Origin of the sequence: Hymenobacter piscis, assembly GCF_018760735.1 — a bacterium.
GTDB classification, from domain to species: Bacteria; Bacteroidota; Bacteroidia; order Cytophagales; family Hymenobacteraceae; genus Hymenobacter; species Hymenobacter piscis.
On sequence record NZ_JAHHZN010000012.1, the window covers coordinates 15,422 to 37,982 of the forward strand.

General features: G+C 64.0%; 21 protein-coding genes and 1 riboswitch. Of the genes, 11 read left to right on the forward strand and 10 right to left on the reverse strand.

Annotated features, from left to right (window positions below; all coding sequences use genetic code 11):
* Positions 1-87 precede the first annotated feature (87 nt).
* Positions 88-480, forward strand: coding sequence for an STAS domain-containing protein (locus KLP40_RS13370; protein ID WP_215594302.1), 393 nt, complete (start codon positions 88-90; stop codon positions 478-480).
* A gap of 21 nt (positions 481-501) precedes the next feature.
* Here KLP40_RS13370 and KLP40_RS13375 read toward each other — a convergent pair whose 3' ends face one another.
* The 6 genes from KLP40_RS13375 to sdaAB all read right to left on the reverse strand — a co-directional run bounded on the left by KLP40_RS13375 (position 502) and on the right by sdaAB (position 6,579).
* Complete coding sequence (locus tag KLP40_RS13375; protein WP_215594303.1) at positions 502-930, reverse strand: EamA family transporter; 429 nt, start codon at positions 928-930, stop codon at positions 502-504.
* Positions 931-942: 12 nt separating this feature from the next.
* Positions 943-1,347, reverse strand: coding sequence for a DUF4259 domain-containing protein (locus KLP40_RS13380; RefSeq protein WP_215594304.1), 405 nt, complete (start codon positions 1,345-1,347; stop codon positions 943-945).
* 156 nt (positions 1,348-1,503) lie between these two features.
* Positions 1,504-2,493 carry an NAD(P)H-dependent glycerol-3-phosphate dehydrogenase gene (locus tag KLP40_RS13385; RefSeq protein ID WP_246558836.1) on the reverse strand — a complete coding sequence of 330 codons (990 nt, stop codon included), beginning with the start codon at positions 2,491-2,493 and terminating at the stop codon, positions 1,504-1,506.
* 202 nt (positions 2,494-2,695) lie between these two features.
* Positions 2,696-4,114, reverse strand: coding sequence for an efflux RND transporter periplasmic adaptor subunit (locus tag KLP40_RS13390; RefSeq protein WP_215594305.1), 1,419 nt, complete (start codon positions 4,112-4,114; stop codon positions 2,696-2,698).
* Between the two features lie 123 nt (positions 4,115-4,237).
* On the reverse strand, positions 4,238-5,770 hold the full coding sequence (locus KLP40_RS13395; RefSeq protein WP_215594307.1) for a TolC family protein: 1,533 nt from the start codon (positions 5,768-5,770) through the stop codon (positions 4,238-4,240).
* A gap of 128 nt (positions 5,771-5,898) precedes the next feature.
* Positions 5,899-6,579 carry an L-serine ammonia-lyase, iron-sulfur-dependent subunit beta gene (gene sdaAB / locus KLP40_RS13400; RefSeq protein WP_215594308.1) on the reverse strand — a complete coding sequence of 227 codons (681 nt, stop codon included), beginning with the start codon at positions 6,577-6,579 and terminating at the stop codon, positions 5,899-5,901.
* A 213-nt stretch (positions 6,580-6,792) separates the two neighbouring features.
* Here sdaAB and KLP40_RS13405 point away from each other — a divergent pair, with 213 nt between their 5' ends.
* Together KLP40_RS13405 and KLP40_RS13410 are read left to right on the forward strand one after the other, a co-directional pair.
* Complete coding sequence (locus KLP40_RS13405; RefSeq protein ID WP_215594310.1) at positions 6,793-7,773, forward strand: tryptophan 2,3-dioxygenase family protein; 981 nt, start codon at positions 6,793-6,795, stop codon at positions 7,771-7,773.
* A 2-nt stretch (positions 7,774-7,775) separates the two neighbouring features.
* On the forward strand, positions 7,776-8,999 hold the full coding sequence (locus tag KLP40_RS13410; RefSeq protein ID WP_215594312.1) for an acyltransferase family protein: 1,224 nt from the start codon (positions 7,776-7,778) through the stop codon (positions 8,997-8,999).
* Between the two features lie 71 nt (positions 9,000-9,070).
* On the opposite strand, the gene KLP40_RS13415 is transcribed toward KLP40_RS13410, so the two are convergent.
* From KLP40_RS13415 to KLP40_RS13425, 3 genes are all read right to left on the reverse strand, one after another.
* On the reverse strand, positions 9,071-9,583 hold the full coding sequence (locus KLP40_RS13415) for a DUF2911 domain-containing protein (protein WP_246558837.1): 513 nt from the start codon (positions 9,581-9,583) through the stop codon (positions 9,071-9,073).
* A 279-nt stretch (positions 9,584-9,862) separates the two neighbouring features.
* On the reverse strand, positions 9,863-11,158 hold the full coding sequence (locus KLP40_RS13420) for an O-antigen ligase family protein (protein ID WP_215594314.1): 1,296 nt from the start codon (positions 11,156-11,158) through the stop codon (positions 9,863-9,865).
* Positions 11,159-11,194: 36 nt separating this feature from the next.
* The gene (locus KLP40_RS13425) at positions 11,195-12,013 is read right to left on the reverse strand and encodes a class I SAM-dependent methyltransferase (protein ID WP_215594315.1); all 819 of its coding nucleotides are present in this window, start codon (positions 12,011-12,013) and stop codon (positions 11,195-11,197) included.
* 289 nt (positions 12,014-12,302) lie between these two features.
* A riboswitch (cobalamin riboswitch) is annotated at positions 12,303-12,508 on the forward strand.
* Positions 12,509-12,697: 189 nt separating this feature from the next.
* Between KLP40_RS13425 and KLP40_RS13430 the strand changes: the two genes are divergently transcribed.
* From KLP40_RS13430 to KLP40_RS13460, 7 genes are all read left to right on the forward strand, one after another.
* Positions 12,698-13,114, forward strand: coding sequence for an acyl-CoA thioesterase (locus KLP40_RS13430; protein WP_215594317.1), 417 nt, complete (start codon positions 12,698-12,700; stop codon positions 13,112-13,114).
* A 129-nt stretch (positions 13,115-13,243) separates the two neighbouring features.
* A complete protein-coding gene (locus tag KLP40_RS13435) occupies positions 13,244-13,558 on the forward strand; it encodes a hypothetical protein (RefSeq protein WP_215594319.1) in 315 nt (104 codons plus the stop codon).
* A gap of 193 nt (positions 13,559-13,751) precedes the next feature.
* Positions 13,752-15,332: an NAD(P)/FAD-dependent oxidoreductase gene (locus KLP40_RS13440; RefSeq protein WP_215594320.1), complete on the forward strand. Its 1,581-nt coding sequence runs from the start codon at positions 13,752-13,754 to the stop codon at positions 15,330-15,332.
* A 127-nt stretch (positions 15,333-15,459) separates the two neighbouring features.
* Positions 15,460-15,819, forward strand: coding sequence for a CoA-binding protein (locus KLP40_RS13445; RefSeq protein ID WP_215594322.1), 360 nt, complete (start codon positions 15,460-15,462; stop codon positions 15,817-15,819).
* 293 nt (positions 15,820-16,112) lie between these two features.
* On the forward strand, positions 16,113-16,694 hold the full coding sequence (locus KLP40_RS13450; protein ID WP_215594324.1) for an RNA polymerase sigma factor: 582 nt from the start codon (positions 16,113-16,115) through the stop codon (positions 16,692-16,694).
* The gene (locus KLP40_RS13455) at positions 16,675-17,541 is read left to right on the forward strand and encodes a hypothetical protein (RefSeq protein WP_215594326.1); all 867 of its coding nucleotides are present in this window, start codon (positions 16,675-16,677) and stop codon (positions 17,539-17,541) included. Before KLP40_RS13450 ends, KLP40_RS13455 begins: the two co-directional genes overlap by 20 nt.
* 31 nt (positions 17,542-17,572) lie before the next feature.
* Complete coding sequence (locus tag KLP40_RS13460; protein ID WP_215594327.1) at positions 17,573-18,772, forward strand: porin family protein; 1,200 nt, start codon at positions 17,573-17,575, stop codon at positions 18,770-18,772.
* Positions 18,773-18,895: 123 nt separating this feature from the next.
* On the opposite strand, the gene KLP40_RS13465 is transcribed toward KLP40_RS13460, so the two are convergent.
* On the reverse strand, positions 18,896-19,642 hold the full coding sequence (locus tag KLP40_RS13465) for an RNA methyltransferase (RefSeq protein WP_215594329.1): 747 nt from the start codon (positions 19,640-19,642) through the stop codon (positions 18,896-18,898).
* Between KLP40_RS13465 and tamL the strand changes: the two genes are divergently transcribed.
* Complete coding sequence (gene tamL / locus KLP40_RS13470; RefSeq protein ID WP_215594330.1) at positions 19,633-22,278, forward strand: translocation and assembly module lipoprotein TamL; 2,646 nt, start codon at positions 19,633-19,635, stop codon at positions 22,276-22,278. The two genes, KLP40_RS13465 and tamL, sit on opposite strands and share 10 nt — an antisense overlap.
* Positions 22,279-22,561 lie beyond the last annotated feature (283 nt).

Sequence of the window (22,561 nt, forward strand, 5' to 3'; positions counted from 1 at the left end):
AGTCAATTCCTGGGCCGGCGAAGTTAGCTTTGCTCAGATCCTATCCGAGTGAGTCATCCCCTTCCTTTCTCCTGCCGCTGCCAGCCTATGCCTTCCTTCGCCATTCATACGGGATATCACCAGGGCCGGGCCGGCATCAGCCTGCGCGGCAGCTGCCTGGATCCGGCCGATGCCAACTGCCTGGAACAGGGCCTGGCCCTGCTGCTGACCACGGCCCGCACCCAAATCTGGCTCGACTGCCAGCAGCTGGAAAGCCTGAGCCCGCTGGGCCAGCGCGTCTGGCTCTGGGCCGATAACCAGGCCCGCGCCGCCGGGGTGACCCTGTACTGGTGCGGCCTGCGCCCCGCCGTACTGGAGCAACTGCGCGAAAGCGGCCTGGCGTTGCTGCTCAAAATGGGCCCTGCCACTGCTTACCAGGGGCCGGCGGAGCTGCTGCGCAACCCGGAGGCCTTGCTGGCTCTGCCTGCTCCGGGCTACTGAGCCGCCCCTCGGCGGCCCGGGTTAGTGCCCGCGGGCCAGCAGGGCAATGCCCCCCACGATGCTCACCAGCCCCAGCGCCTGGCTCCACGAGAGGGTTTCGCGCAGCACCACCACGCCCAGCAGGGCCGTGATCAGCACGGAGCCGCCCACAATCACGGGCGTGCCCACCGACGACGGCAGGCCCCGGCTGAACACTACGAAGGTCAGGATTTCGGCCAGGCCCACGCCCAGGCCCGCCAGTAGCGCCAGCCCGGCGCCTTTGCGGCTGATGTCGAGCGGGTAGCCCTGCAGGTGGCGCACCAGCAGCCAGATGCTGCCCAAAGCGGCGGCCACCAGCTGCAGAATAACGGCCCCGGCGGCGGCCGAAATATGGTCGGCGGCCAGTTTGATGAAGAAGTTATAGCCCGTCAGGCACAGGGCCGTGAGCAGGGCCAGCAGCAGCCAGGGCATGAAGCGGGGAAGTTAGGCGGGCTTATCGAGGCGCTTGAGCAGCTGGCGCTGCTGGGCCTCCCAGTTCTCGAATTCGTCGCTTTCCTCCCACAGCTCCCGCAGCTCCGATTCCTCGCCCAGCACGCCCAGCACGGCCTGCTGAGCCGGGCGGCGCAGGGGCTCCACGTGGGCCAGGGTCAGGCGCGGGATGATGCCCAGCAAATCGTTGGGGAAGTTGCGGGCGGGCTTGCCCAGGATGGCGGCCACAATTTCGGCCGCGGCCAGGGCTTCGCTGCCCAGGTCGCCGTCGAGGTACTCGCCGGCCGTGACGGCGGCCAGGGCCTGCGCCAGCAGTTCGGCGGAGGGTTCGGCCTTGAAGTCCTCGGCGAAATCAGCGGCCAGGTCGTTGTCGAAATTGTAGTAGCCCCAGGCTCCCATGACGCGTGAAAAAGTGAACGATGAACTGTGAGGTGGAAATATACGAGGCCCGGCTCAGTAATCGTAGCGAAACAGCGTGGAAGCCGGGGCCGGAGCCAGCAAACCCACGGACGGTGCGCAGCAGGCGCAGAGCGGCTTCCGTGCCGTGCCTCCCTCCTACTTGAACTTCTCCTTGAGCAGCTCGATTTCCACGGCCGGGGAAATCTTCTCGTAGAGGATGTGGTAGGCGGCCGACGTGATGGGCATGGACACCTGGAGCTTGCGGTTGACCTCGTAAATGCTCTTGACGGCGTAGTAGCCCTCGGCCACCATGTTCATTTCCATCTGGGCCGATTTCACGGAGTAGCCCCGGCCCACCATGTTGCCGAAGGTGCGGTTGCGCGAGAACTGCGAGTAGGCCGTCACCAGCAAGTCGCCCAGGTAGGCCGAGCCCGACAGGTCGCGGGGCTGGGGGTTGAGCGCGTGCACGAAGCGGCGCATTTCCTGCACCGCGTTGCTCACCAGCACGGCCTGGAAGTTGTCGCCGTAGCCCAGGCCGTGGGCAATGCCGCCGGTGAGGGCAATGATGTTCTTCATCACGGCAAAGTACTCGATGCCGTCGAGGTCGGTGGCGGGGTTGGCCTTCACGTAGCGGTTGCGCAGCAGGCGGCTGAAGTCTTCGGCCAGGTCGGCATCGGGCGAGCCGATGGTCAGGTAGCTCTGCTTTTCGAGGGCCACTTCCTCGGCGTGGCAGGGTCCGGCCACCACGCCCAGGCGGGTGTGGGGCAGGCGGAAGCGCTCGGCCACGTAGTCGGTCACCAGCACGTTCTTGCCCGGAATCATGCCCTTGATGGCCGAAATAATCCGCTTGCCCTTGAGCGCGTCGCGGTCGAGCTTTTCCAGGTTGCTTTGCACGAAGGCGGCGGGCACGGCCAGCACCAGCCAGTCGGCGGCGGCCACGGCCTCGCTCAGGTCAGTAGTGGGCAGCACCCACTCCAGGTCGTGGGCCACGGAGGAGAGGTAGCGCGGGTTGTGGCGGGTGCGCAGCAGGTGCTGCACGTCGTCCTTGCTGCGCATCCACCAATGGACGCGGCTGCCGTTTTCGGAGAGGATTTTGGTCAGCGCGGTGGCCCAGGAGCCGCCGCCGAGCATGGCAATTTTTTCCAAGAGAATGGGTGAATGGGTGAATGAGGGACTCGGTGAATGCGGGACTCGGTGGTGAACAGGCAAACAAAGAACGTCATTCCGAGCGAAGCGCAGAATCTCGCGTGCAGTCGTTGTCCGAATAACCGTTCAGCAACTGCACGCGAGATTCTGCGCTTCGCTCGGAATGACGTTGTTCACGCATTCACCGAGTCACGCATTCACCCTACTTCTCCTCCTCTTCGGGGGCATCTTCCTTGAGGGCGGCTTTGTCGAGGGATTTGGCATCTTTCACCACTACCAGGGCCCCGTCCTTGAGGGTTTTGGACACGGCCCGGAACGGCCCGCTCACCACCTGATCACCGGCCTGGATGCCGCTCAGGATTTCCATGTTCTGGAAGTCGCTGATGCCGGTTTTGACGGGCGTCAGCACGGCCTTGCCGTTGCGGATGAGGAAGACCACTTCCTGCACGTCGGGCTTCACGCCGGTAGCGGCGGCCGGCTCGGCGGGGGCTTTGGGGCCCCGGCTCACCCGCACGCTCGCGCTGCCTTTCGCGCCGGCGGCCGGGGCGGCGGCGCTGTCGGAGCGGGTGGTGACGGCGGCCAGGGGCACGCTCAGCACGTTGCTCTTGCGGTTGGTGATGATGTCGACGGAGGCCGTCATGCCCGGGCGGAAGGGCACAATGCTGCGGCCCTGCACCGAGCGGATCAGGTGGGTGTAGGACTCGGGCAGCAGGCGGATGCGCACCTCAAACTCGGTTACGGCCTCGGCCGTGAGGGCGTCCTTGGCCGTGTTGGCAATGGCCGTCACGGTGCCCCGGAATTTCTGGTCCTGGCTGGCGTAGCTGTCCACTTCCACGTCGGCCGAGTCGCCGAGGCTCACGTTGATGATGTCGTTCTCGTTTACGCTCACGCGCACCTCCATCTCGTTGAGGTTGGCAATGCGCATGATTTCGGTGCCGGCCATCTGCGAGGTACCCACCACCCGCTCGCCGCGCTTCACGTTGAGCTTGCTCACGGTACCGCTCACGGGCGCGTAGATGGTGGTTTTATCGAGGTTGCGGCGGGCTTCCTCCAGGCCGGCCTGGGCTGAGCGCACACTGCTCTGGGCCCCGCGGATGCTCTGGCGGGCCGAGTTGATTTCCTCCTGGGAGGCATCGTAGGCGGCCTTGCTGGCCTCGTAATCGGCCTGGGAAATCACCTTCTGCTTGTAGAGCGACGCGTTGCGGCGGTAGGTCAGCTCGGTCTGGCGGGCGCTGGCGATGAGCTGCTGGAGGCGGGCCCGGCTCTGGGCCACGCTGGCCTGCTGGGTGCCCACCACGGCGCTCTGCTGGCTGACCATGGCCTGGTAGTTATCGGGACGGATGCGCAGCAGCAGCTGGCCCTTCTTCACCGAATCGCCCTCCTGCACGTAGAGCTCCGTGATTTCGCCCGAGACGTCGGGGGAAATTTTCACTTCCGTTTCGGGCTGCACCTTGCCCGAGGCACTGACTTTCTCCACGATGGTGGCCGGCGCGGCCTTGGCCGCCAGCACCTCGGTGCCGGCCGGCTGGCCGATCCAGCCCTGCTTCTTGGCCACCATAAAGCCGCCCAGCGTTACCAGTAACAGGGCCAGCAGAATGTACAGCGTACGGTTGTTTTTCATAGTTGGGGGTCTGGGGGACTGGGGGTCTGGGGGTCTGGGTTGGTGGGGGACTGGGGGACTGGGAGCTTCTGATTCTGGCGGTTGAACGTCAACCCAGCCCCTCAGTCCCCCGGACCCCAACAACTACAAGGCAATCGGCTTGCCCTGGTAGAAATCGAGCACCTTGCGGCGGAACACAAAGCTGTACTTGGCCTGAATCATGCTCGACTCGGCGGCCGTGAGGTTGTTTTTGGCGATGTTGAACTCGGTGCCGTTGAGCAGGCCGTTGTTGAAGCGGATTTCGGCGTTGCGGTAGGCCAGCGTGAGGGCCTCTACCTGCCGGCTGGAAGCCAGGTACTGGCGCTGGGCGGCCAGCGCATCGGCGTACGCCTGCTCAATGGTCTGGCGCAGCACCAGGCGGGCCTGCTCGGAGCGCACCTCGGCCAGCTGCTGGTTGATTTTGGCGCGCTGCACGTTGGTGCGCGCCTGCAGGCCGTTGAGAATCGGAATCTGCAGGTTGAACTGCAACGACTTCCCTAAGTTATTGTCGAGTTGCGTGAAGTACGAAACGTTTTCGGTAGTGCGGCGCACCACCGGCTGGAAGGGCGTCAGGGCGACAAACGGCGCGGGCGCCGTACCGGGCTGCCCCGTCACGGGGTCAATCGGGAATACGGGCAGCACTGCCCGGGCCGAGTCGAAGCTGGTAACGGGCAGCGTGTAGAGGGAGGAGTAGCCGGTGAAAATGCTGGCCCCGAACGAGAGGCGCGGGTAGTAGGCGCCGCGGGCCAGCTCCACGCCGCGCAGGCTGCTTTGCACGCGCAGGTCGGCGGCCTTGATTTCGGGCTGCCGGGTCTGCGCCGTCAGGAATACTTCGTCCGGGGCCACATCGGCCAGCGCGTTTTCGTCGGGGGCCGCCAACTCGGGCGTGGCAATGGTCAGCGTTTGGCTGGCCGCTTCGTCGAGGTTGAGCAGCTGGGCCAGCTGAATCCTGGCAATATCGAGCTGGTTCTGGGCCGTGATGACGTTGAACTGCTCGGTGGCCAGCTGGGCCTGGCTGTCGAGCACGTTGCTTTCGGCCACTGCGCCGGCCTTGAGCAGCTTCTGGCTCTGCTCGACCTGCAGGCGGGTGCTGGCCTCCCGCGTCTGGTTGGTGCGCACCAGCTCCTGGGCCAGCAGCATCTGCAGGTAGGCCGAAGCCACGTTGAGCGACAAGTCGTTGCGGGCCTGCTCCACGTCGCTGAGCGCGGCCTCGTAGTCGAGGGCGTTGCGGCGGATGGTATTGCGCAGCTGGAAGCCCGAAAAGAGCGTTACCTGCGACACGGCCGAGAAATTGTTGTTGCGCGTGGTCTGGCTCTGGAAAACGTTGGTCAGCGGGTTGATGGTGGTCCCGTAGTTCCAGGCCTGGCTGGCGTTAACGTTGGCCGAGGGCAGCAGGGCCGCCCGGCTCTGCTGCAGGGCCACGTCCACGCTCTGGGCTTGCAGGCGGCTCTGGCGCACATTCAGGTTGTTGGCCAGGGCATACTCCACGGCGGCGGGCAGGCTCCAGGGGCCGGTGGGCGCGGCGGCCGGCAGCGCGCCGGCAGGGGGCTGCCCGGGCGTGGCGGAGGGCGCCTGGGCCAGGGCCGGCCGTACCGCCAGCAGGCCCGAACTTAGCAGCAGCCAGTAAAAACGCTTCATGGAACAGGAGTTAGGGGCTGATTGGAATAAGGAAGACGGGCGCGCCAAAGGTAGCCGAAGCGCCGAAACCACGGCCCGGGAATCAACCAACGCCGCGCCCCCGGCCCTGAACCGGCCCGGCCCCGGCCTCAGTCGAGGGCCGGAATATAGGTCAGGCGATGTACCCAGCGCAACTGGCGCAGGTAGTCCAGGGTGATGGGGCGCAGCTCGGAGTCGATTTCGATGAACTGCCGGGCCGCGTCGTGCTTGCCCTTCCGCGAGACAAACATAGTGGCAATATTGCATTCATCGCGCGAAATAACGGAGGCAATAAAGGCAATGGAGCCCACTTCGTCGTCGGCGTCGATGATGAGCGTGTGCAGGGAAGTGGAAAAATCGGACGGAAACCCATCCACTTCCACAATCCGGATGACGCCCCCGCCCCGGCTCTGGCCGATAACTTCCACGCCCAGCCCCGTGCGCTCGTCGCGCAGTTGCAGACGGATGGTGTTCGGGTGCATGGTGGAGGCGTTGCCCACGCCCTGGAACGTGTAGTGCAGGCCGGCCGCCTGGGCGTGGTCGAAGGCCTCGCGGATGCGCACGTCGTCGGTGTTCATGCCCAGCAGCCCGGCCACGATGGCACGGTCGGAGCCGTGGCCCTCGTAGGTGCGGGCGAAGGAGTTGTAGAACGTGATGACGGCGTGGGTGGGCGTGCTGCCCAGAATGCGGATGCCCGCCCTCGCAATGCGTACTACGCCCGCCGTGTGGGAGGAGCTCGGCCCGATCATCACCGGCCCGATCATGTCGAAAATACTGGATTTCTCTGCCATAACGGGGTAAAGGTACTTTTTAATGTGATGAATGTGGTTTGAATGTGATGGAATGTGGGTGATGGGAAGAATGTGATGGGAATGTGGTAGTTGCCAATCACCTTCCCTCACATTGCCCACATTCCACCACATTCATCACATTATTTACACTGTCCACATTCCATCACATTCAAACCACATTCATCACATTAAAAAGTACCTTTACCGCCGCTTATGACGACACCCGAATCGGAATTCTCCCCGGCGGTGCTGGCCCAGCTGCGCCGCCTGCAAACCCGCTACGCCGCCGACGACCAGGACCTGGCCGCCTACCTCGAAGGGCTCTACCACACCCGCTACCTGGGCTACTGGGACTACATCCAGCTCGATGCCCTGCTGAGCCTGCAACGGCCCCTGACCAACATCCCCGACGAGCGGATTTTCATCATCTACCACCAGATTACGGAGCTCTACTTCAAGCTCTGCCTCTGCGAGTACGAGCAGCTCGGCGACCTGGCCCAGCCCACCACGGAAGAGGTCACGCGGCGGGTGGGGCGCATCAACCGCTACTTCGAGAACCTGATCGACTCCTTCGACGTGATGGTGGACGGCATGGACAAGCAGCAGTTTCTGGAGTTCCGGATGGCGCTCATGCCGGCCTCGGGCTTCCAGAGCGTGCAGTACCGCATGATTGAGCTCTCCAGCACCAGCCTCACCAACCTCGTGCCCGAGGAGCAGCGCCGCCTGCTGGGCGAGGCCGCCGCCCACGACGAGCTGCTGGGCTGCATCTACTGGAAAGCCGGCGCCACGGTGGTCGAAACCGGGGCCAAGGCCCTCACCCTGCTCGAATTCGAGAAGAAATACACCGGCCAGCTCACCGAGCACGCCCGCCAGTACGCGCAGCGCAACCTCTGGGCCGTGGTGCAGCGCCTGCCCGCCGGGCCCGAGGGCCGGGAGCACCCGCGCCTGCTGCGCCAGCTCCGGCAGCTCGACGTGAACGTGAACGTGAACTGGCCCCTGATGCACTACAAATCGGCCGTGCGCTACCTGGAGCGCCACCCCGAGTCCATTGCCGCTACCGGGGGAACCAACTGGCAGCAGTACCTGCCTCCCAAGTTTCAGCGCCGCATCTTCTACCCCCAACTCTGGACCGCAACCGAGCTGGCCGACTGGGGCAAGGGCTGGGTAGAAAGCGTACTGGGCAGCGGGGAGTAACCATGTCCCTATCTGCCAACGACCAGACGCCGGGAGCCCACGCGGCGTATTTCCCGGCCCTGACCGGGGTACGGGCACTTGCTGGCTACATGGTACTGCTATTTCATCTCAACCCGTTACGGGGTCAGGTGCATCAGGCGGTTTTGGTGCGGTGGTTAGACTATTTTATCCAGCAACTCCATGTAGGCCTACCCATCTTTTTTGTGTTGAGCGGCTTTCTCATTGCGCATCGCTATCAGGCCCATGCTGAAATTCGATTAACGTGGTTCAAAACGTATCTTTGGAACAGATTTACGAGAATTTATCCCCTCTATTTTATTCTGACGCTATTCACCTTTCTAACGTTACAATATTTCCCGAACGAAGCCATTGCCCACTGGCACGCAGCCGATGTGGCATGGAAGGATAAACTATTAACACTGCTTCTAAACCTCACTCTGACTAAAGCCTTTTTCAGCGCTTTTCTGCTGTCCGGTATTCCTACCGCTTGGTCATTAACGGTTGAGGAAAGCTTCTACCTATTCGCGCCGTTTTTCCTACTGGGGTTGCGGCAACACCCTCGCCGCCTGTTGTTTTATCCAGCGCTACTCTTAGCATTGGGCAGCTTGCTGGTACTGGTCAGCGCCCTGGTTCCGCATCACTTGTACGGGTTTCTGGCCTCCATGAATTTCATGCTGCGCTTCACCTTTTTCGGGCGCTGCTCGGAATTTATGTGTGGTATTGCCCTGGCCTTGCATTGGCGGACCATCTACCCCTTCAAAGCCGGCTGGTCTACGCTCCTTGGCGGGGTCGGAATATTATTCTGCACGATACTGTTGGCGATAATAAAAGTTCATTACTCTCCTACCGCTGATTGGCCAACTTCTCAGTGGTCTATCGTTGTGCAAAACGTTGTGTTACCCGGAGCTATTACCCTATTTTTTTATGGCCTGATTACAGAGCGAACATGGTTCAGTCACGTACTATCAACCGCCTTTTTCTCCCTGCTGGGTCGGAGTTCGTACGCTCTGTACCTACTCCATTTGGGCGTATTTGACACCTTATTTGATTATTATATTTCCGGCAGCCTATGGCTTAAACTAATAGTCTATTCCCTGGTAGCCTTTGGCCTCTACACCGGGATTGAATCCCCTGCCCTCCGCTTACTCCGCCGGACTGCTAGCTCGTTACGGAATGTGGGTCGCAGTGCATTATTAGGCAAAGAACAGTTGAGGCGACCTCAATAAGAGACGGACAGAGGAAGGACGTATAGTTGAAAAGAAGGGGCACTGATTAGCCCAATAACTTGCCCGCTACGCTACTTCACCGCAAACGTGACCTGCGTTTTTTCCCAGGCCAGCGTTACCTGGCCGGTGCTGTCGGCGGAGATGGTGAACTGCTCCCGGGATTCGGGCACGACAACGGGCCGGGCCGGCACCCGGAGCGTATCCTGCGCGGCCTGGTACTCGTAGGCGCCCCACTGGCTGGCCGTGTTGTTGAAAATGATGGTCCACTCCTTTTCAGCCGGAATGGTGAACAGAGCGTACTGGCCGGCCGGCAGGGGCTGGCCCTGCACCAGCACGGGCTTATCAACGGCAAAGGTGGTGGCCTCGTTGGCTCCCGTGCGCCACACCTGGCCGTAGGGTACGAGTCCGCCGAACACTTTGCGGTCCTTGGCCGAGGGGCGGCTGTAGCGGATGGTGAGGCGGGCCCCGCCGGGCACGGTCGTGGTGACGACTGCGGGCGGACTGGGCCGGGCAGCCCGTTCTTCGGTTTGCGGGGCCTGCTCGGAGCAGGCCGTCAGCTGAAACCCCAGTGCGAGCAGAAGCAAAACGGAAAATCGCACGGGAGGAGTACGCGTACAGAACATAGAAGGCAATAAGAGGCGGGGCGAAAGCGTCCAACCAGGGGGTGGCGCCGTTTCAGCAATAACTATACCTCAAGTTCGGCAATAGGTTGCTTCCGGCCGCCAACAACTTTGCCGTTCCCGGGCCCGGGCCGCTGGTCAGTAATGCCCTTGTGGGCTGCCCCCGGTACGGCCTGCCGCCGCGCCGGGGCCTGATGCGCGGCGGCAGTCAACGCGAAAAAATGTGCTGGCGCAAGCCGGTGATCAGGCGCCTGTTGCCGCTGTTTCTTCCCGGCTGATTTGATAGTCCGTTTCGGCGGCTACCACCAGAAAACCGTAGGCAAACACGAACAGATTCAGGCTGATTTGCAGGCTCAGAATATCGACTACCATCATGGCCGTCGCCTGCGTGCAGATAAAGACGAGTACAAACGGGTTGCGGCGCGTGGGCCGGTACAGCAGGGGCCCGAACAGCAGCGCCAGCCACAGTGCCAGCCCGACGAGCCCGCCGCCCACCAGCGTACTCAGGTACTGGTTGTGCACGTTGATGCGGTTTTGCGGCCGCAGGCCGAAGTCGCGCCAGGTGTACTGGTGGAGCATGGCGGCGTAGGCATCGGCAGGGCCAACCCCCAGCAGCCAGTGCCGCCGGATAAGGGCACCGGCCGTTTCGACGGCCGCCAGCCGCCGGGCCAGCGAATACTCGTTGATGTCCTGGCCCTGGGTATACTGCTGCACATCATAGATAGTGGCGCCCACCCGCCGCTGTACGGAGTGAAGCGAGGAGTAAGCCAGCCAGGGCCCCAGGACCAGTCCCCCCAGCACCACTACTGCCAGGGCCAGGTGGCGGCGCAGCAGCAAGTACCCGACGCAGGCCAGCAGCCCCGCGTAGAGCACCAGCAGCCCGGTCCGGTAAGCCAGCACGTGCAGGGTCAGCACGCTGCCCGCCGCCGCCGCCAGCAGCAGGGCCCGCAGCACCCGGCCGGCCCGCGGGTTGCGGCGCAGCAGCAGGCTCCAGAAGAAAGCCTGGGCCAGCATAATCCCGAACGCGATGTGAAACGTGCCGGTAGCGGCCTGCATGTTCTGCCCCACCCGAATAGCCTCGTTGGCCCCGGCAACGTTGCGCAGATACTGTCCCGTGGTGACCAAGCCCACCGTGGCCACACTCAGCACGAACAACGCCCCCACGGCCAGCCGCTGCCGCGCATTCAGGGGCACGGCCAGGGTAAAGGCCAGCGGCACGCCCAGCCACGTCAGGCTCCGGAACAGCTCGTGGCGCCAGGTGGCCCATTCGCTGGTATAGAGGCCGCTCAGCAGCAGAAACCCGACCAGGGCCGCCGCCCATACGGCCGCCCTGTTGCGCCGGTAGCGGGAAGCCACGGACCGTAGGTGGGGGTTGGCTAATACGGCCACCACGCCCACTACCGGGCTCAGCGCAATCAGGGCCCGAAAGGCCAGCAACCCCGCTACTCCCGCCCCGCAGGCCAGCCACAGCAGGTGCTGCGAGAGCCGCCCCGAACGATAGTACCGGCCACTGAGAACAAAATCAACCCCCTGCTGCATGACGCAATATGCACTATAATGGCTCCCGACGGCGGCTCAGGTGCGCGCGCTCTGCAGCGTGAGCTTGCCCGTGAGCAGCAGCACCGCGTCCGTGGTTTCCAGTTGTTTTTCGTATTCCACTATCAGGTGGCCGCCCGCCAGCACCGTCAGGCTTTGGTTGAGCTGAGCCAGTTCCGCGTATGTTTCAGGCCGGCGGGCGGAAGGAATTCCATTTTTGAGTCCCCGCTGCCGGGCCCGCCAGCCGGCCAGCCGCAGCCATGGGTAAAAGAGGGGCAGCAGCAGCAGGGAAGTGTAGTTAACCCGCGTGGGGTGCACTTCCACTAGGCGCAGCCCCGAGAGGGCCGCCAAGGCCCGCTGCCGGGTGAGGTTGGCAAAGAAAATATGCCCCAGGTACACGTCGTCGATGTGACGGGCATTCTCCGCCGCCCAGACGGAATCGACCTCGTTGGGAGGCATCAGCGTATAGGCTTCACTTTCCAGCAGTAAGTAGCTCAGACGGGTGCGCAGGTTCGAGTAATTAGGCGTTGTGATGATAGCCCGCCCCCCGGGTCGTAACACCCGGTTCAGCTCCTGAAACAGGTGCAGCTGGTTGGGCATATGCTCAATGCCTTCCTGACAAATAACCAGATCAAAACTGGCCTCAGCGAAGGGGAGCACCCCGTTCAGATTCGCCTTTATGCACTCAATGGCCGGGTACCGGAAGAACTCCGGGTACAGGTCCGCAGCCGTCACGTGGGCACCCAACTCCAGCACCTGTTTGCCCACCAGCGTGGCCTGCCGCTGCCGCAGCAACCTGCTCATGAGTTGTTTGATATCCTTGCTGCCGGAGAAATAGAGCCGGGAAATGCGAATCATTTGGATGAGTAGAATGCTGACGGAACCTGGTGCTCTAGGGCGCAAATTTAGACGCATTGCCGCGATTCTTCCTGCTGTTTCCCTGAAGTCTGCCAGGGGCCGCCTCGGTAACGCGTTGGCCCCGCGCCCGGGCTCAAAGCAGGCCGGCGGCCCGGCGCCCGACTGGCCTGGTTGTTCTGCCGGCCTGCTTCGTGCGGTAGCCTGTCGGGGCCCTGGCTGGCCCGCCGCGGCGGGGCAGCGAAAATCCGGGCCGGGCGGCTACCTTTGGTCCGTTCTTCGTCTGCTTTACCGGCAGACGCGGGCGGCTGGTGGCCCCGCTTTCGGGTGAGGCCTTAAAAGGGAACCGGGTGCAAGTCCCGGACAGACGCGCTACTGTAAGGGTTGGCCGCTACGGCGGCCCCGGCTTCCCCTCGGGACCCATTGCCCGCTTTGGCGGGTGAGAAGGGCGGGGAGCCGGGCCCAAGTCAGGAGACCTGCCCGCCGCTTTCGACCGAGGAGGCTGCCCCGCGACCTGGGTGCCTTGCTGAACGCCGTAGCGGGCCAGGGGCCCGTCCGCGGTTGGTGGCCGGCTCCGGCGGGGCCGGGTGCGGGTTCTTCAGCGGGCATACGCAGAAAGGGGGCGGCTTCGGCAAACCGGCCGGACCAGTCGTTTTCTACTCCTTTTCACCTTTTCTGATTGTTCGTATGCTGACCCTCGCCGAAAAAATCCACCGCGCCGAAACGCGCATCTTCAAGGCCGTATTTCCCAACACCACCAACCACTACGACACCCTGTTCGGGGGCACCACCCTGCACCTGATGGACGAGGTAGCCTTCATCACGGCCACCCGCTTTTCGCGCCTGAAAATGGTCACCGTCTCGTCCGACAAAGTCGATTTCACCCACCCCATTCCCGGCGGCACGCTCGTCGAGCTCATCGGGCGGGTGGAGCAGGTGGGGCGCACCAGCCTGAAGGTGCGGGTGGAGCTGTTCGTGGAGCAGATGTACTCCGAAGACCGCCACCGGGCCGTGTCGGGCCTGTTTACTTTCGTGGCCATCGACGAGCACAAGAAGCCCGTCCGCATCCTGGATCCGGCCCGGTTTCCCACCGAGCCGAGCTGATCATAACAAATTGACCTTCTTTTTATTCTACTATTTCGGAATGGTCGGACAAGACTTTTCCGGGTCCTGACTGAACTTTATCCGGCGCCGGCGGGGTTTAGCAATCCATTCTCTCCTTTTTCATACGCTATGGCCCGCAACCCGCAGTACCCTTCCGATATGAATACGCGCCTGGAAGACTCGTTCCGGGCGGCCGATGAGGCCCGCGAGGACCTGTCCGACTCGATGATGAACTCGGTGGCGGCCAACTGCGACCTGCTCCACCACGGGCTCATCGGCTCCCAGGGCTTCGAGGCAACCACCGAAATGTACCGCCATCTGCTGGGAAAGCTGCTGCGTCACCCTTCGGGCGAAATCCGGGCTCAGACCCTGCTCCTGTTCAACGAGAGCATGGAGCAGTTCTGGCCCAAGCGCCGGCCTGATGCAGCCCCCGATAACGGCTAACGCACCGGCCGTTGCGATTCGGAACGCCTTTTGGAACCGCGTGCCCTTGGGTGGCCCGGCTCCGAAAGGCGTTTTTTTTTTGGCGCGGGCGCGGGCCGGGCCCGGTGGTTTATTTGGGGGCCGATTCCCGTCGGAGCCGGGCGGGGGCGTATCTTTGCCCCGCGTAAAAGGATAACTCCCTTTCCCCATTACTATGTCCCTCTCCCCTTCCGCGGCTCAGGAAATTGAGCTGCTGCTGCCGCCCGAGCAGGCCTACGACGAACTGGCCCGCTACGAAGCCCTGCTGGCCGCCGCCGGCCTCGTGCCCGGCCAGGCCGATTTCGTGCACCTGCGCAAGCGCTCCGTGGATGCCCGGGGCCGCCAGCCGCTGGTGCGCCTGCGGGCCGACATCTACCGCCAGGCCCCGCCCGCCGACCTGTTCGGGCCCTGGTTCACGTTTCCCGACGTGAGCCGGGCCACCCGCTCGGTGCTGATTGTGGGCGCGGGGCCGGCCGGGCTGTTTGCGGCGCTGCGGGCCATTGAGCTGGGCATCCGGCCGATTGTACTGGAGCGCGGCAAGGACGTGCGCACCCGTCGCCGCGACCTGGCCGCCCTCAACAAGGAGCACCTCGTGAACCCCGACAGCAACTACTGCTTTGGCGAGGGCGGGGCCGGCACCTACTCCGACGGCAAGCTCTACACCCGCGCCACCAAGCGCGGCGACGTGCAGCGCATCCTGCGCCTGCTGGTGCAGCACGGCGCCACCCCCGATATTCTGGTCGACGCCCACCCCCACATCGGCACCAACAAGCTGCCCGCCGTGGTGGCCGCCCTGCGCGACTCGGTGCGCGCGGCCGGGGGCGAAGTACGCTTCGAGACGCGGGTGGATGACCTGGTACTCTCCGAAAACCGCCTGCGCGGGGTGGTGACGGCCGCCGGGGAGGAGCTGACGGCCGACGCCGTGATTCTGGCCACCGGCCACTCGGCCCGCGACATCTACGAGCTGCTCCACCGCCGGGGCGTGCTCATCGAGGCCAAACCGTTTGCGTTGGGCGTGCGCGTGGAGCACCCCCAGCAGCTCATCGACCAGGCCCAGTACCGCCGCCCCGACCGCGGCCCGCTGCCGGCCGCCTCCTATGCCCTGGTCCACCAGACCCAGGTAAAAAATGAGCAGCGGGGCGTGTTTTCGTTCTGCATGTGCCCGGGCGGCTTCATCGTGCCCGCCGCCACGGCCCCCGGCGAGGTGGTGGTGAACGGCATGAGCCCCAGCCGCCGCGACTCCCGCTTCGCCAACTCCGGCATCGTGGCCGCCGTGGAGCTCTCCGATCTGGACCTGCGCCAGTACGGCCCGCTGGCCGGTCTGCACTTCCAGCAGCAGCTTGAGCAGCGCGCCTGCCAGCTGGCCGGCAACTCCCAGCTGGCCCCGGCCCAGCTGCTGGGCGACTTCCTGAAGGGCAAAACCTCGGCCCAGCTCCTGGAAACCAGCTACCAGCCCGGCCTCGTGTCGGTGGATATGGAGCAGGTGCTGGGCGCGGGCCTGGCCGAGCGCCTGCGCCAGGGCTTTGCCAATTTCGGGCGCAAAATCCCCGGTTACGCCACCAATGTGGCCCAGATTGTGGGCGTGGAAAGCCGCACTTCCTCCCCCGTCCGCATCCCCCGCGACCGGGACACGCTCGAGCACCCCGTAGTGCGCGGCCTGTTTCCCTGCGGCGAGGGCGCGGGCTACGCCGGCGGCATCGTCTCGGCCGCCATGGACGGTGAGCGGTGCGCGGAAGCCGTGCTGGCGACGTTTTAAAACGGTGAGGCAGAAGATAGCCGCCACGAAACCAATTTGGGCGCTTTTGCGTGATAAGGTCCTTCACGGGGGCCGGCTGACGGCGTATGGCGCGTCAGCCGGCCCCCGATTCATTTCAGACCTTCTTATGAAAAAGACCCTCGTCCTCGGGGCTACCGATAATCCGGCCCGTTACGCCTACCGCGCCGTGCACCAACTCCAGCAGCACGGCCACGAAGTGGTGCCGGTGGGCATCCGCAAGGGCCACGTGGCCGGCCTCGAAATCCGCAACGACCGGCCCGCGGCCGACGCCGTGGATACGGTGACGCTCTACGTGGGCCCCCAGAACCAGCCCGCCTGGTACGACTACATCCTCGACCTCAACCCCAAGCGCATCATCTTCAACCCCGGCACCGAAAACCCCGAGCTGGAGGAGCTGGCCCAGCAGCGCGGCATCCGGACCGAGGAAGCCTGCACCCTGGTGATGCTGAGCGTGGGGCAGTATTGAGTTGGGAAGTTGGGAAGTTTGTAAGTTTTTAAGTTTTTAAGTTAGAAAGTTAAAAAACGGGTTATCCGGAGCGCCGCGAAGGACTTTTTTACGGCCGCACGAGTTTCGCAACAACGATTCGTGCGCACGTGAGAAGGTCCTTCGCTGCGCTCAGGATGACCCGTTTTTTGACTTTCTACCTTTCTAACCTAAAAACTTCTCAACTTTTCACCTTCCCGAGGCAACGGTTGCTGAAAAGGTTGCATCTGACGCCCCAAACGCCCTGCTTCTGACCCGAACTTTACGCTGCTCCCGTGACTGAAACCGAGTTAATTGCCGCTTGCCGCCAGGGCAGCAGCCGGGCCCAGAAACAGCTCTACGAGCAGTTTTCGGGCCTGATGTTGTCGGTGTGCCTGCGCTACCTGCGGCGGCGCGAGGACGCGGAGGAAGCCCTCATCGTGGGGTTTACCAAGGTGTTCCGGGCCCTGGACCAGTACCGGCACGAGGGCTCGTTCGAGGGCTGGATTCGCCGCATTGTGGTCAACGAGGCCCTCGGGATGCTGCGCCGCAAGGAGCCCCTGCACCTGGCCATCGACGACTTGACCTACGACGTGCCGACTACGGCGGCCACGGCCGAAAGCCAGCTCTCGGCCGACGACATGCTGGCCCTGCTGGCCGAGCTGCCGGCCGGCTACCGGACCGTATTCAACCTGTACGCCCTCGAGGGCTACACCCACCCCGAAATCGGCGAGCTGCTCGGTATTTCGGAGGGCACCAGTAAGTCGCAGCTCAGTAAGGCACGGGGCATGCTCCAGCGCCGCCTCGCGGTGGCCAACGCGCAGGCCCGGCCCTCCACCTCCTCACCGAAAGAACTGTATGCAACCGGAAGATATTGATCAGCTGTTTCGCGAGCGGCTCGCGGGCCACGCGCCCACGCCGCCCGCCTTCGTGTGGGCCGAAATCGAGGCCGAAATTCAGCCCGCCCAAAAGCGCCGCCCCGTCATGTGGCTGGCCGCCGCCGCCGTGGCCCTGCTCACGCTGCTGGGCGGGGCCTGGTGGGTGCTCACGGGCTCGGGGCTAAACTCCGCCGGCCGAGCTGAGCTGGCCGCCACGGCCCCCGCCCGCGGTGCCGCGCCGGCATCGGCAGCGGAGCCCGAAGCAGCAGCCACCGCTGCCACTGAATCGACCAACCCAACGCCCTCCGAAAAAAAGATGCTGGCCCAGGCAACGCCCGCTTCCGCTCCCTCATCTAGCCCCTCAGAAGCAATCGAAGCGGCTTCGGCCCAGCAGCCCGCCCCCGTAGTGGCCACTACGACGCCCGCTTCGGCAGCCCGGTCCGCGGGTGTACAACCGGACCCCGCCGCCGAGCGTCGGCCTTCGGCTCCAGCCGCTCCGGTTGCGTCGGTTGCGTCGGCTAACGTGCCGGCGTCGGTCAGCTCCCTGACCAGCACCGCTACCAGCCTGCCCACCACCAGCACCCCGGCGGCCCTGTCCCGGCCCGCCAGCCTGCCCACCCCCGCGGTGGCCCTGACCGGCCCCATTGAGGTGGAAGTCCGGCCCGCCACCGAAGCCCCGGCGCCGGTGACCGCGGACCGCCGGCCCGGCCTGGTGTCCCTGCTGCGGCAGGCGGGCAAGGTGGTGAAGGGCGAGCGGGTCAGCCTCACGGAAGCCGGCCTACCGGAATCCGTGACGGTGCAGGCCCGCCTAGCCGGGCACACGCTCACCAAAGTCATTCAACTCTAACGCTCAGCCGCTGTTCCAGCGCCCCCGTCTTATGAAACGCTCCTCCCTGCTTCCCGCCCTGCTGGTTTTGGGTCTGGCTTCGGCCAGCCTCGCCGGCCCCCGTCCCGCCGCCGTTCCCTCGGCCCCGCTGGCCCGCCCTGCCGCCCGCGCCGCCAACGACGACACGATTCTGGTGCGCCTGCCCAACCAGGCTACCATGACGCTCTTCGTGAAGAACAAAGCCCAGCTGCGCGAACTGCGCAACTACAAGCTCGACTCGCTCATCGTGCTGCTCGACACCTATATTACCCAGGCCGAAACGGCCAGCAAGGGCTCTTCCTCGGAGCAGGTGACCATGGAGTTCTACCCCGCCAAGGACCAGCCCGGCAAGCAGGTACCCGAGCAGATCCGCATTACCATGCACAACGACCCCAAAGGCCCGGGCCGCCCCGGCAAATCGGGCGACCACGTGGACGTAACCCTGGGCCGGGTGTTCGGCGTGTCGGTGGATGAGAATACCGACGGCAGCGGCAACGACCGGGTATCGGTGCGGGTGGGGACTTCGGCCAAGTCGGATTCGGTGCGCAACGCCGAGCGCAAGGCCAGGCAGCAGGAAAAGGCCAACCGGGCCGTGCACAGCAACTTTAACATCGATCTGGGCCTGAATGCGCTGACCAACAAGCAGCGTGACCTGTACGGCAACTCCCTGGATCTGCGGCCCGTGGCCTCGCGCTACCTGAGCCTGAACTGGCACTACGATATCCGGTTGGGCCGCAAGGGCTCCGTCCTGTTCCTGCGCACCGGCCCCGAGCTGGCCTTCAACAACTACATGCTCGACAACAACTACCAGTTCGTGAACCAGAACGGCGTCACGTTCCTGCAGAAACCCACCGAAGTGGGCCGCAACCTGGAAAAGAGCAAGCTGGCCGTTTCGAGCATCAACCTGCCCCTGATGCCCATGCTCAGCTTCCAGGACAAGAAGGGCCACGACTCATTCCGCATCGGGGCCGGCGGGTTCTTGGGCTACCGCCTGGGCTCGCACACCAAAATCAAGTACGAGGACAACGGCAGCACCAAGAAAGACAAGGACCGCGGCAGCTACAACCTCGAGGACTTCCAGTACGGCCTGCAGGGCACCATCGGCATCCGCAGCATTGATCTGTTTGTCAAGTACAACCTCAACAACACCTTCAAGGACAACCGCGGCCCCCAGGCCCAGACCATCAGCTTCGGCCTCTCGCTGTTGAACTGAGGGGAAATAGTGAGCTAGTGAAATGGTGAGTTGATATTCACAAGTCCTGTTAGCGCAAGTGGCGCGGTTAGGGCCTTTGAACATCAACTCACCATTTCACTAGCTCACTATTTCACCACCTCCCTACTCGTTCCGGTAGAAATTATCCAGCAGAATGGCCGCCGAAACGGCCACGTTGAGGCTTTCGGCCTGGCCCCGGCCGGGGATGTGCAGGCGCTGGGTGAGGCAGGCTTCCACGGGCGGCGTGAGGCCGTGGCTTTCGGAGCCCATCACCAGCACGCCGTGGGGGCGCAGGCGCAGACGGTGCACGTTGTCGCCGTGCAGGTCGGCCCCGTACACGGGCAGGCCGGCGGGCAGGGCGGCCAGCCACGCGGGCAGGGGGCGCTGCCAGACGGGAACCCGGGTGAAGGAGCCCATGGTGGCGGCCACCGTTTTGGGCGCCCAGGGGTCGGCGCAGGTTTCGGAGCAGACCACCCCGGCCAGCCCGTACCAGTCGGCCAGCCGGATGAGGGTGCCCACGTTGCCGGGGTCGCGCACTTCGTCGAGGGCCAGCAGCAGCTGGTTGGGGGCGGGTTGGAGCGGGATTTCGGCGGGCAGGCGGGCCACGGCCAGGGCCGTGTTGTTGGTGCTCAGGGTGCTCAGGCGGGTGAGTTCCTCCTCCGTGACCACCTCCACCGGCACGCCCGGCGGCAGCTCCGCCGCAAATTTGCCGGCGAATTCAGCCGTGACTATCAGCCGTTCCGTTAGAATCCCGGAACTTAGCAGCTCCCGCACGCTCTTGCCGCCTTCAACCAGGAATGCTCCGTGCCGGAGACGGTACTTTTTCAGGTGCAGCGCGTGCACGTATTTCGCTACTGCTTTTGAAACCATATTCGCAGACAAACGGCCAGCCCTTGCCGGGCCTTTTTTCAGGTAAATTAACGGTGCGGGTGGCCCTGGGCGGCCTGCTGCTGGCCGGCGGCCTGGGCGGCTGCTCGCCCCTGCGCCTGCTCCGGCCCGGTCAGCGGCTGCTGAGCCAGGTCCGGATTGAGGGCGAGGACAAAGCCGATGCCGAGCGCCTGCAGACGCTGGTGCAGCAGACGCCCAACAGCACCTTCCCGCTCCCAAAGGTAGCCATCTACCAGCTAGGACGCTCTTTTTATAACGAGGAGAAGATCCGGCGTAAGCTGGAGGAAGACCGCGCCCGCTACAACCAGCTCATCAAGGCCGCCGGCACCGACTCCTCCCGGGTGGGCAAGCTGCTCACCAAGCGCGAGCGGCACGTGCGCCGCCACCAGCTGGCCCTCGACAAGGGCAACGCCATCATGCGCCTGGGCGAGCCCCCGGTCATCTACGACTCGGCCCTGACCGCCAGCTCGGTGCAGCAGCTGGGCATTTTTCTTAAGTCGAAGGGGTTTTTCCGCAGCACCGTGACGGCCACCGACACGGTGCCCACGAGCCGGTTTGCGCCCCTGCGCGTCTTGGCCCTGCAGTCGCCCTTCCACACTGATTCCCAGCGCGTCACGGTTACTTACCGCATTCAGGAGGGGCCGGCGTTCCACTATGCCCAGCTCGACTACGACATTGCCGATACCACCGTGGCCCGGCGGGTGCTGGCCAGCCAGCCCCGGAGCCTGCTGCACGTGGGCGACCAGTACGACGAGGAAGTCATCGGCAACGAGCGGGCCCGCCTGGAGAACCTGCTCAAAAACCAGGGTTTCTACGATTTCCGCCAGCAGTACATCACCCTGGAGGCCGATACCAGCTTCGCCCCCGCCACCGTGCGCCTGCGCACGCTCATTGCCGACCCGCCCCGCGGCAACCAGCACCGGCTCTATACCATCCGCCACGTCAACTTCATCACCGACGCCGGCCTCGTACGCTTCGGGCGCCAGCGCGACACGCTGGTGCGCGACTCGGTGTTTTACCTGGCCTACCAGCACCGGTTCGCCCCCAAAACCCTGGACCGCAAGCTGGAAGTGCGCCCCGGCCAGCCGTACAGCCTCAGCAACACCCAGCTCACCCAGCGCCAGCTGGCGGCCCTGGACATGTTCCGCTTCAGTACCGTTACCTACCGGCGCGTGCGCGGGCCCGAAGCGCCCCTGGACTCGGCCCGGGGCCTGCTCGATGCCACCATCAACGCCTCGCCGGCCAAGAAATTCCAGGAGACGGTGGAGGGCGGCGGTACCTACGTGGCCCAACTGGTGGGGCCCTTCGCCAACCTGCGCCTGAAGGTGCGCAACGTCTTCGGCGGGGCCGAGCTGCTCGAATTTGGGGTGCGGGCCGGCTTCGAGGGCCAGTACGACATTACCGGCAACAACAATGCGGAGAACACCGCCGCCCTCAACAGCCAGCTTACTACCCAGCTCGGGGCCAACGTGAACCTGGTGCTGCCCCAGTTTCTGGTGCCCTGGCGGCCCAACCGCTACTTTGCCCAGTACAACCCGCGCACCCGCCTCAACGCCTCCTATACCTACGTGCGGCGCCCCGACTACACCCGCACCAACGCCGAAGGCACGTTCGACTACCTCTGGCAGCGCTCGGCCTTTCACCAGTACGTGTTCACGCCCTTCGACCTGAGCGTCATCCGCACCGCCGACCTGAGCCCCCGCTTCGATTCCACTCTCCAGGCCCTGCGCTTCCGCCAGGGTTCCCCGCTCTACCGCAGCTTCGATAACCTGTTCATTCCCAGCTTTAACGCCACCTCGCTTTTCAACTCCAACGACTTCAACCAAACCCGCGACGCCAAGTACCTGCGCCTGTTTGCCGAAGTGGGCGGCCTGGGCCGGCAGCTCGTGCAGCAGCAGCCCCTGATCAGCTATACCGACGACCTGAGGAGAAACAAGCTCAAAATCTACGACTTCGCCAAGCTCACGGCCGACTACCGGCGCTACTACAAGCTCACGCCCCAGACCTACCTGGTGTACCGCCTGGCCGGCGGCCTGGCCACGGCCCTGTCGCGCACCGATATCACGTCGGTGAGCGAAAACGGCGCCCGCACCACCGAAACGGCCTACCTCGTGCCCTACGACAAGTACCTGTTTGCGGGTGGCAGTTCCAGCGTGCGGGCCTGGAAACCGCGCCGCCTGGGCCTGGGCTCCTACACCCAGTACCGCTACGACCCCGCCAATCCGGCCGAGTTTCTGCGCGACGAGAACGGGAATCTGGTGCGCGACTACAACCTGGAGCAGCCCGGCGAAGTGCTGCTGGAGGGCAACGTGGAGTACCGCTTCCCGCTCTACAGCTTTATCAAAGGCGCCCTGTTCACTGACTTCGGCAACGTCTGGACGCTGCGCGCCAATCCGCAGCAGCCGGGGGCCCAGTTCCAGCTGCGTGAGTTTTACCGGCAATTGGCGGTGGGCTCCGGCTTCGGTTTCCGCTTCGACTTCACCTTCCTGATTCTGCGCCTCGACGTGGCCACCAAGGTCTACGACCCCACTGCCCCGGGCAGCAAGTGGGCCATCCGCCGGTTCAGCTTCCGCGAAGACCAGACGGCCTTCAACCTGGGCATTGGCTACCCTTTCTAAAAACGGGAATTAATCCTCTACTAAGTAGAACGGAAGCGGCTAGCCTGGGCTAGCCGCTTCTTTTTACATCAGAACGCCATGGGGATAAAAGGTTTTTTCAGTCTGTAGCAGGCAGCCCAATCACGCGCTTTCCAACACCTTTAGCGGTATTTTTATAGTATTTATCAATATTGCTAATATATTTGTTCGTGCATACTCCTCACCTACGTGATTTTAGGCTGATCAGGAGGTATTAAACTCCTTTCAGCTGCCGTTCTGGTTAGCTCTGCTTCGGCTCTTTGTG

Excerpts from the sequence above, each read along its gene's own strand:
- KLP40_RS13370 (WP_215594302.1), top strand. The coding sequence starts at position 88 with ATGCCTTCCTTCGCCATTCATACGGGATATCACCAGGGCCGGGCCGGC.
- KLP40_RS13375 (WP_215594303.1), bottom strand. The coding sequence starts at position 930 with ATGCCCTGGCTGCTGCTGGCCCTGCTCACGGCCCTGTGCCTGACGGGC.
- KLP40_RS13380 (WP_215594304.1), bottom strand. The coding sequence starts at position 1,347 with ATGGGAGCCTGGGGCTACTACAATTTCGACAACGACCTGGCCGCTGAT.
- KLP40_RS13390 (WP_215594305.1), bottom strand. The coding sequence starts at position 4,114 with ATGAAAAACAACCGTACGCTGTACATTCTGCTGGCCCTGTTACTGGTA.
- KLP40_RS13395 (WP_215594307.1), bottom strand. The coding sequence starts at position 5,770 with ATGAAGCGTTTTTACTGGCTGCTGCTAAGTTCGGGCCTGCTGGCGGTA.
- sdaAB (WP_215594308.1), bottom strand. The coding sequence starts at position 6,579 with ATGGCAGAGAAATCCAGTATTTTCGACATGATCGGGCCGGTGATGATC.
- KLP40_RS13405 (WP_215594310.1), top strand. The coding sequence starts at position 6,793 with ATGACGACACCCGAATCGGAATTCTCCCCGGCGGTGCTGGCCCAGCTG.
- KLP40_RS13410 (WP_215594312.1), top strand. The coding sequence starts at position 7,776 with ATGTCCCTATCTGCCAACGACCAGACGCCGGGAGCCCACGCGGCGTAT.
- KLP40_RS13420 (WP_215594314.1), bottom strand. The coding sequence starts at position 11,158 with ATGCAGCAGGGGGTTGATTTTGTTCTCAGTGGCCGGTACTATCGTTCG.
- KLP40_RS13425 (WP_215594315.1), bottom strand. The coding sequence starts at position 12,013 with ATGATTCGCATTTCCCGGCTCTATTTCTCCGGCAGCAAGGATATCAAA.
- KLP40_RS13430 (WP_215594317.1), top strand. The coding sequence starts at position 12,698 with ATGCTGACCCTCGCCGAAAAAATCCACCGCGCCGAAACGCGCATCTTC.
- KLP40_RS13435 (WP_215594319.1), top strand. The coding sequence starts at position 13,244 with ATGGCCCGCAACCCGCAGTACCCTTCCGATATGAATACGCGCCTGGAA.
- KLP40_RS13440 (WP_215594320.1), top strand. The coding sequence starts at position 13,752 with ATGTCCCTCTCCCCTTCCGCGGCTCAGGAAATTGAGCTGCTGCTGCCG.
- KLP40_RS13445 (WP_215594322.1), top strand. The coding sequence starts at position 15,460 with ATGAAAAAGACCCTCGTCCTCGGGGCTACCGATAATCCGGCCCGTTAC.
- KLP40_RS13455 (WP_215594326.1), top strand. The coding sequence starts at position 16,675 with ATGCAACCGGAAGATATTGATCAGCTGTTTCGCGAGCGGCTCGCGGGC.
- KLP40_RS13460 (WP_215594327.1), top strand. The coding sequence starts at position 17,573 with ATGAAACGCTCCTCCCTGCTTCCCGCCCTGCTGGTTTTGGGTCTGGCT.
- KLP40_RS13465 (WP_215594329.1), bottom strand. The coding sequence starts at position 19,642 with ATGGTTTCAAAAGCAGTAGCGAAATACGTGCACGCGCTGCACCTGAAA.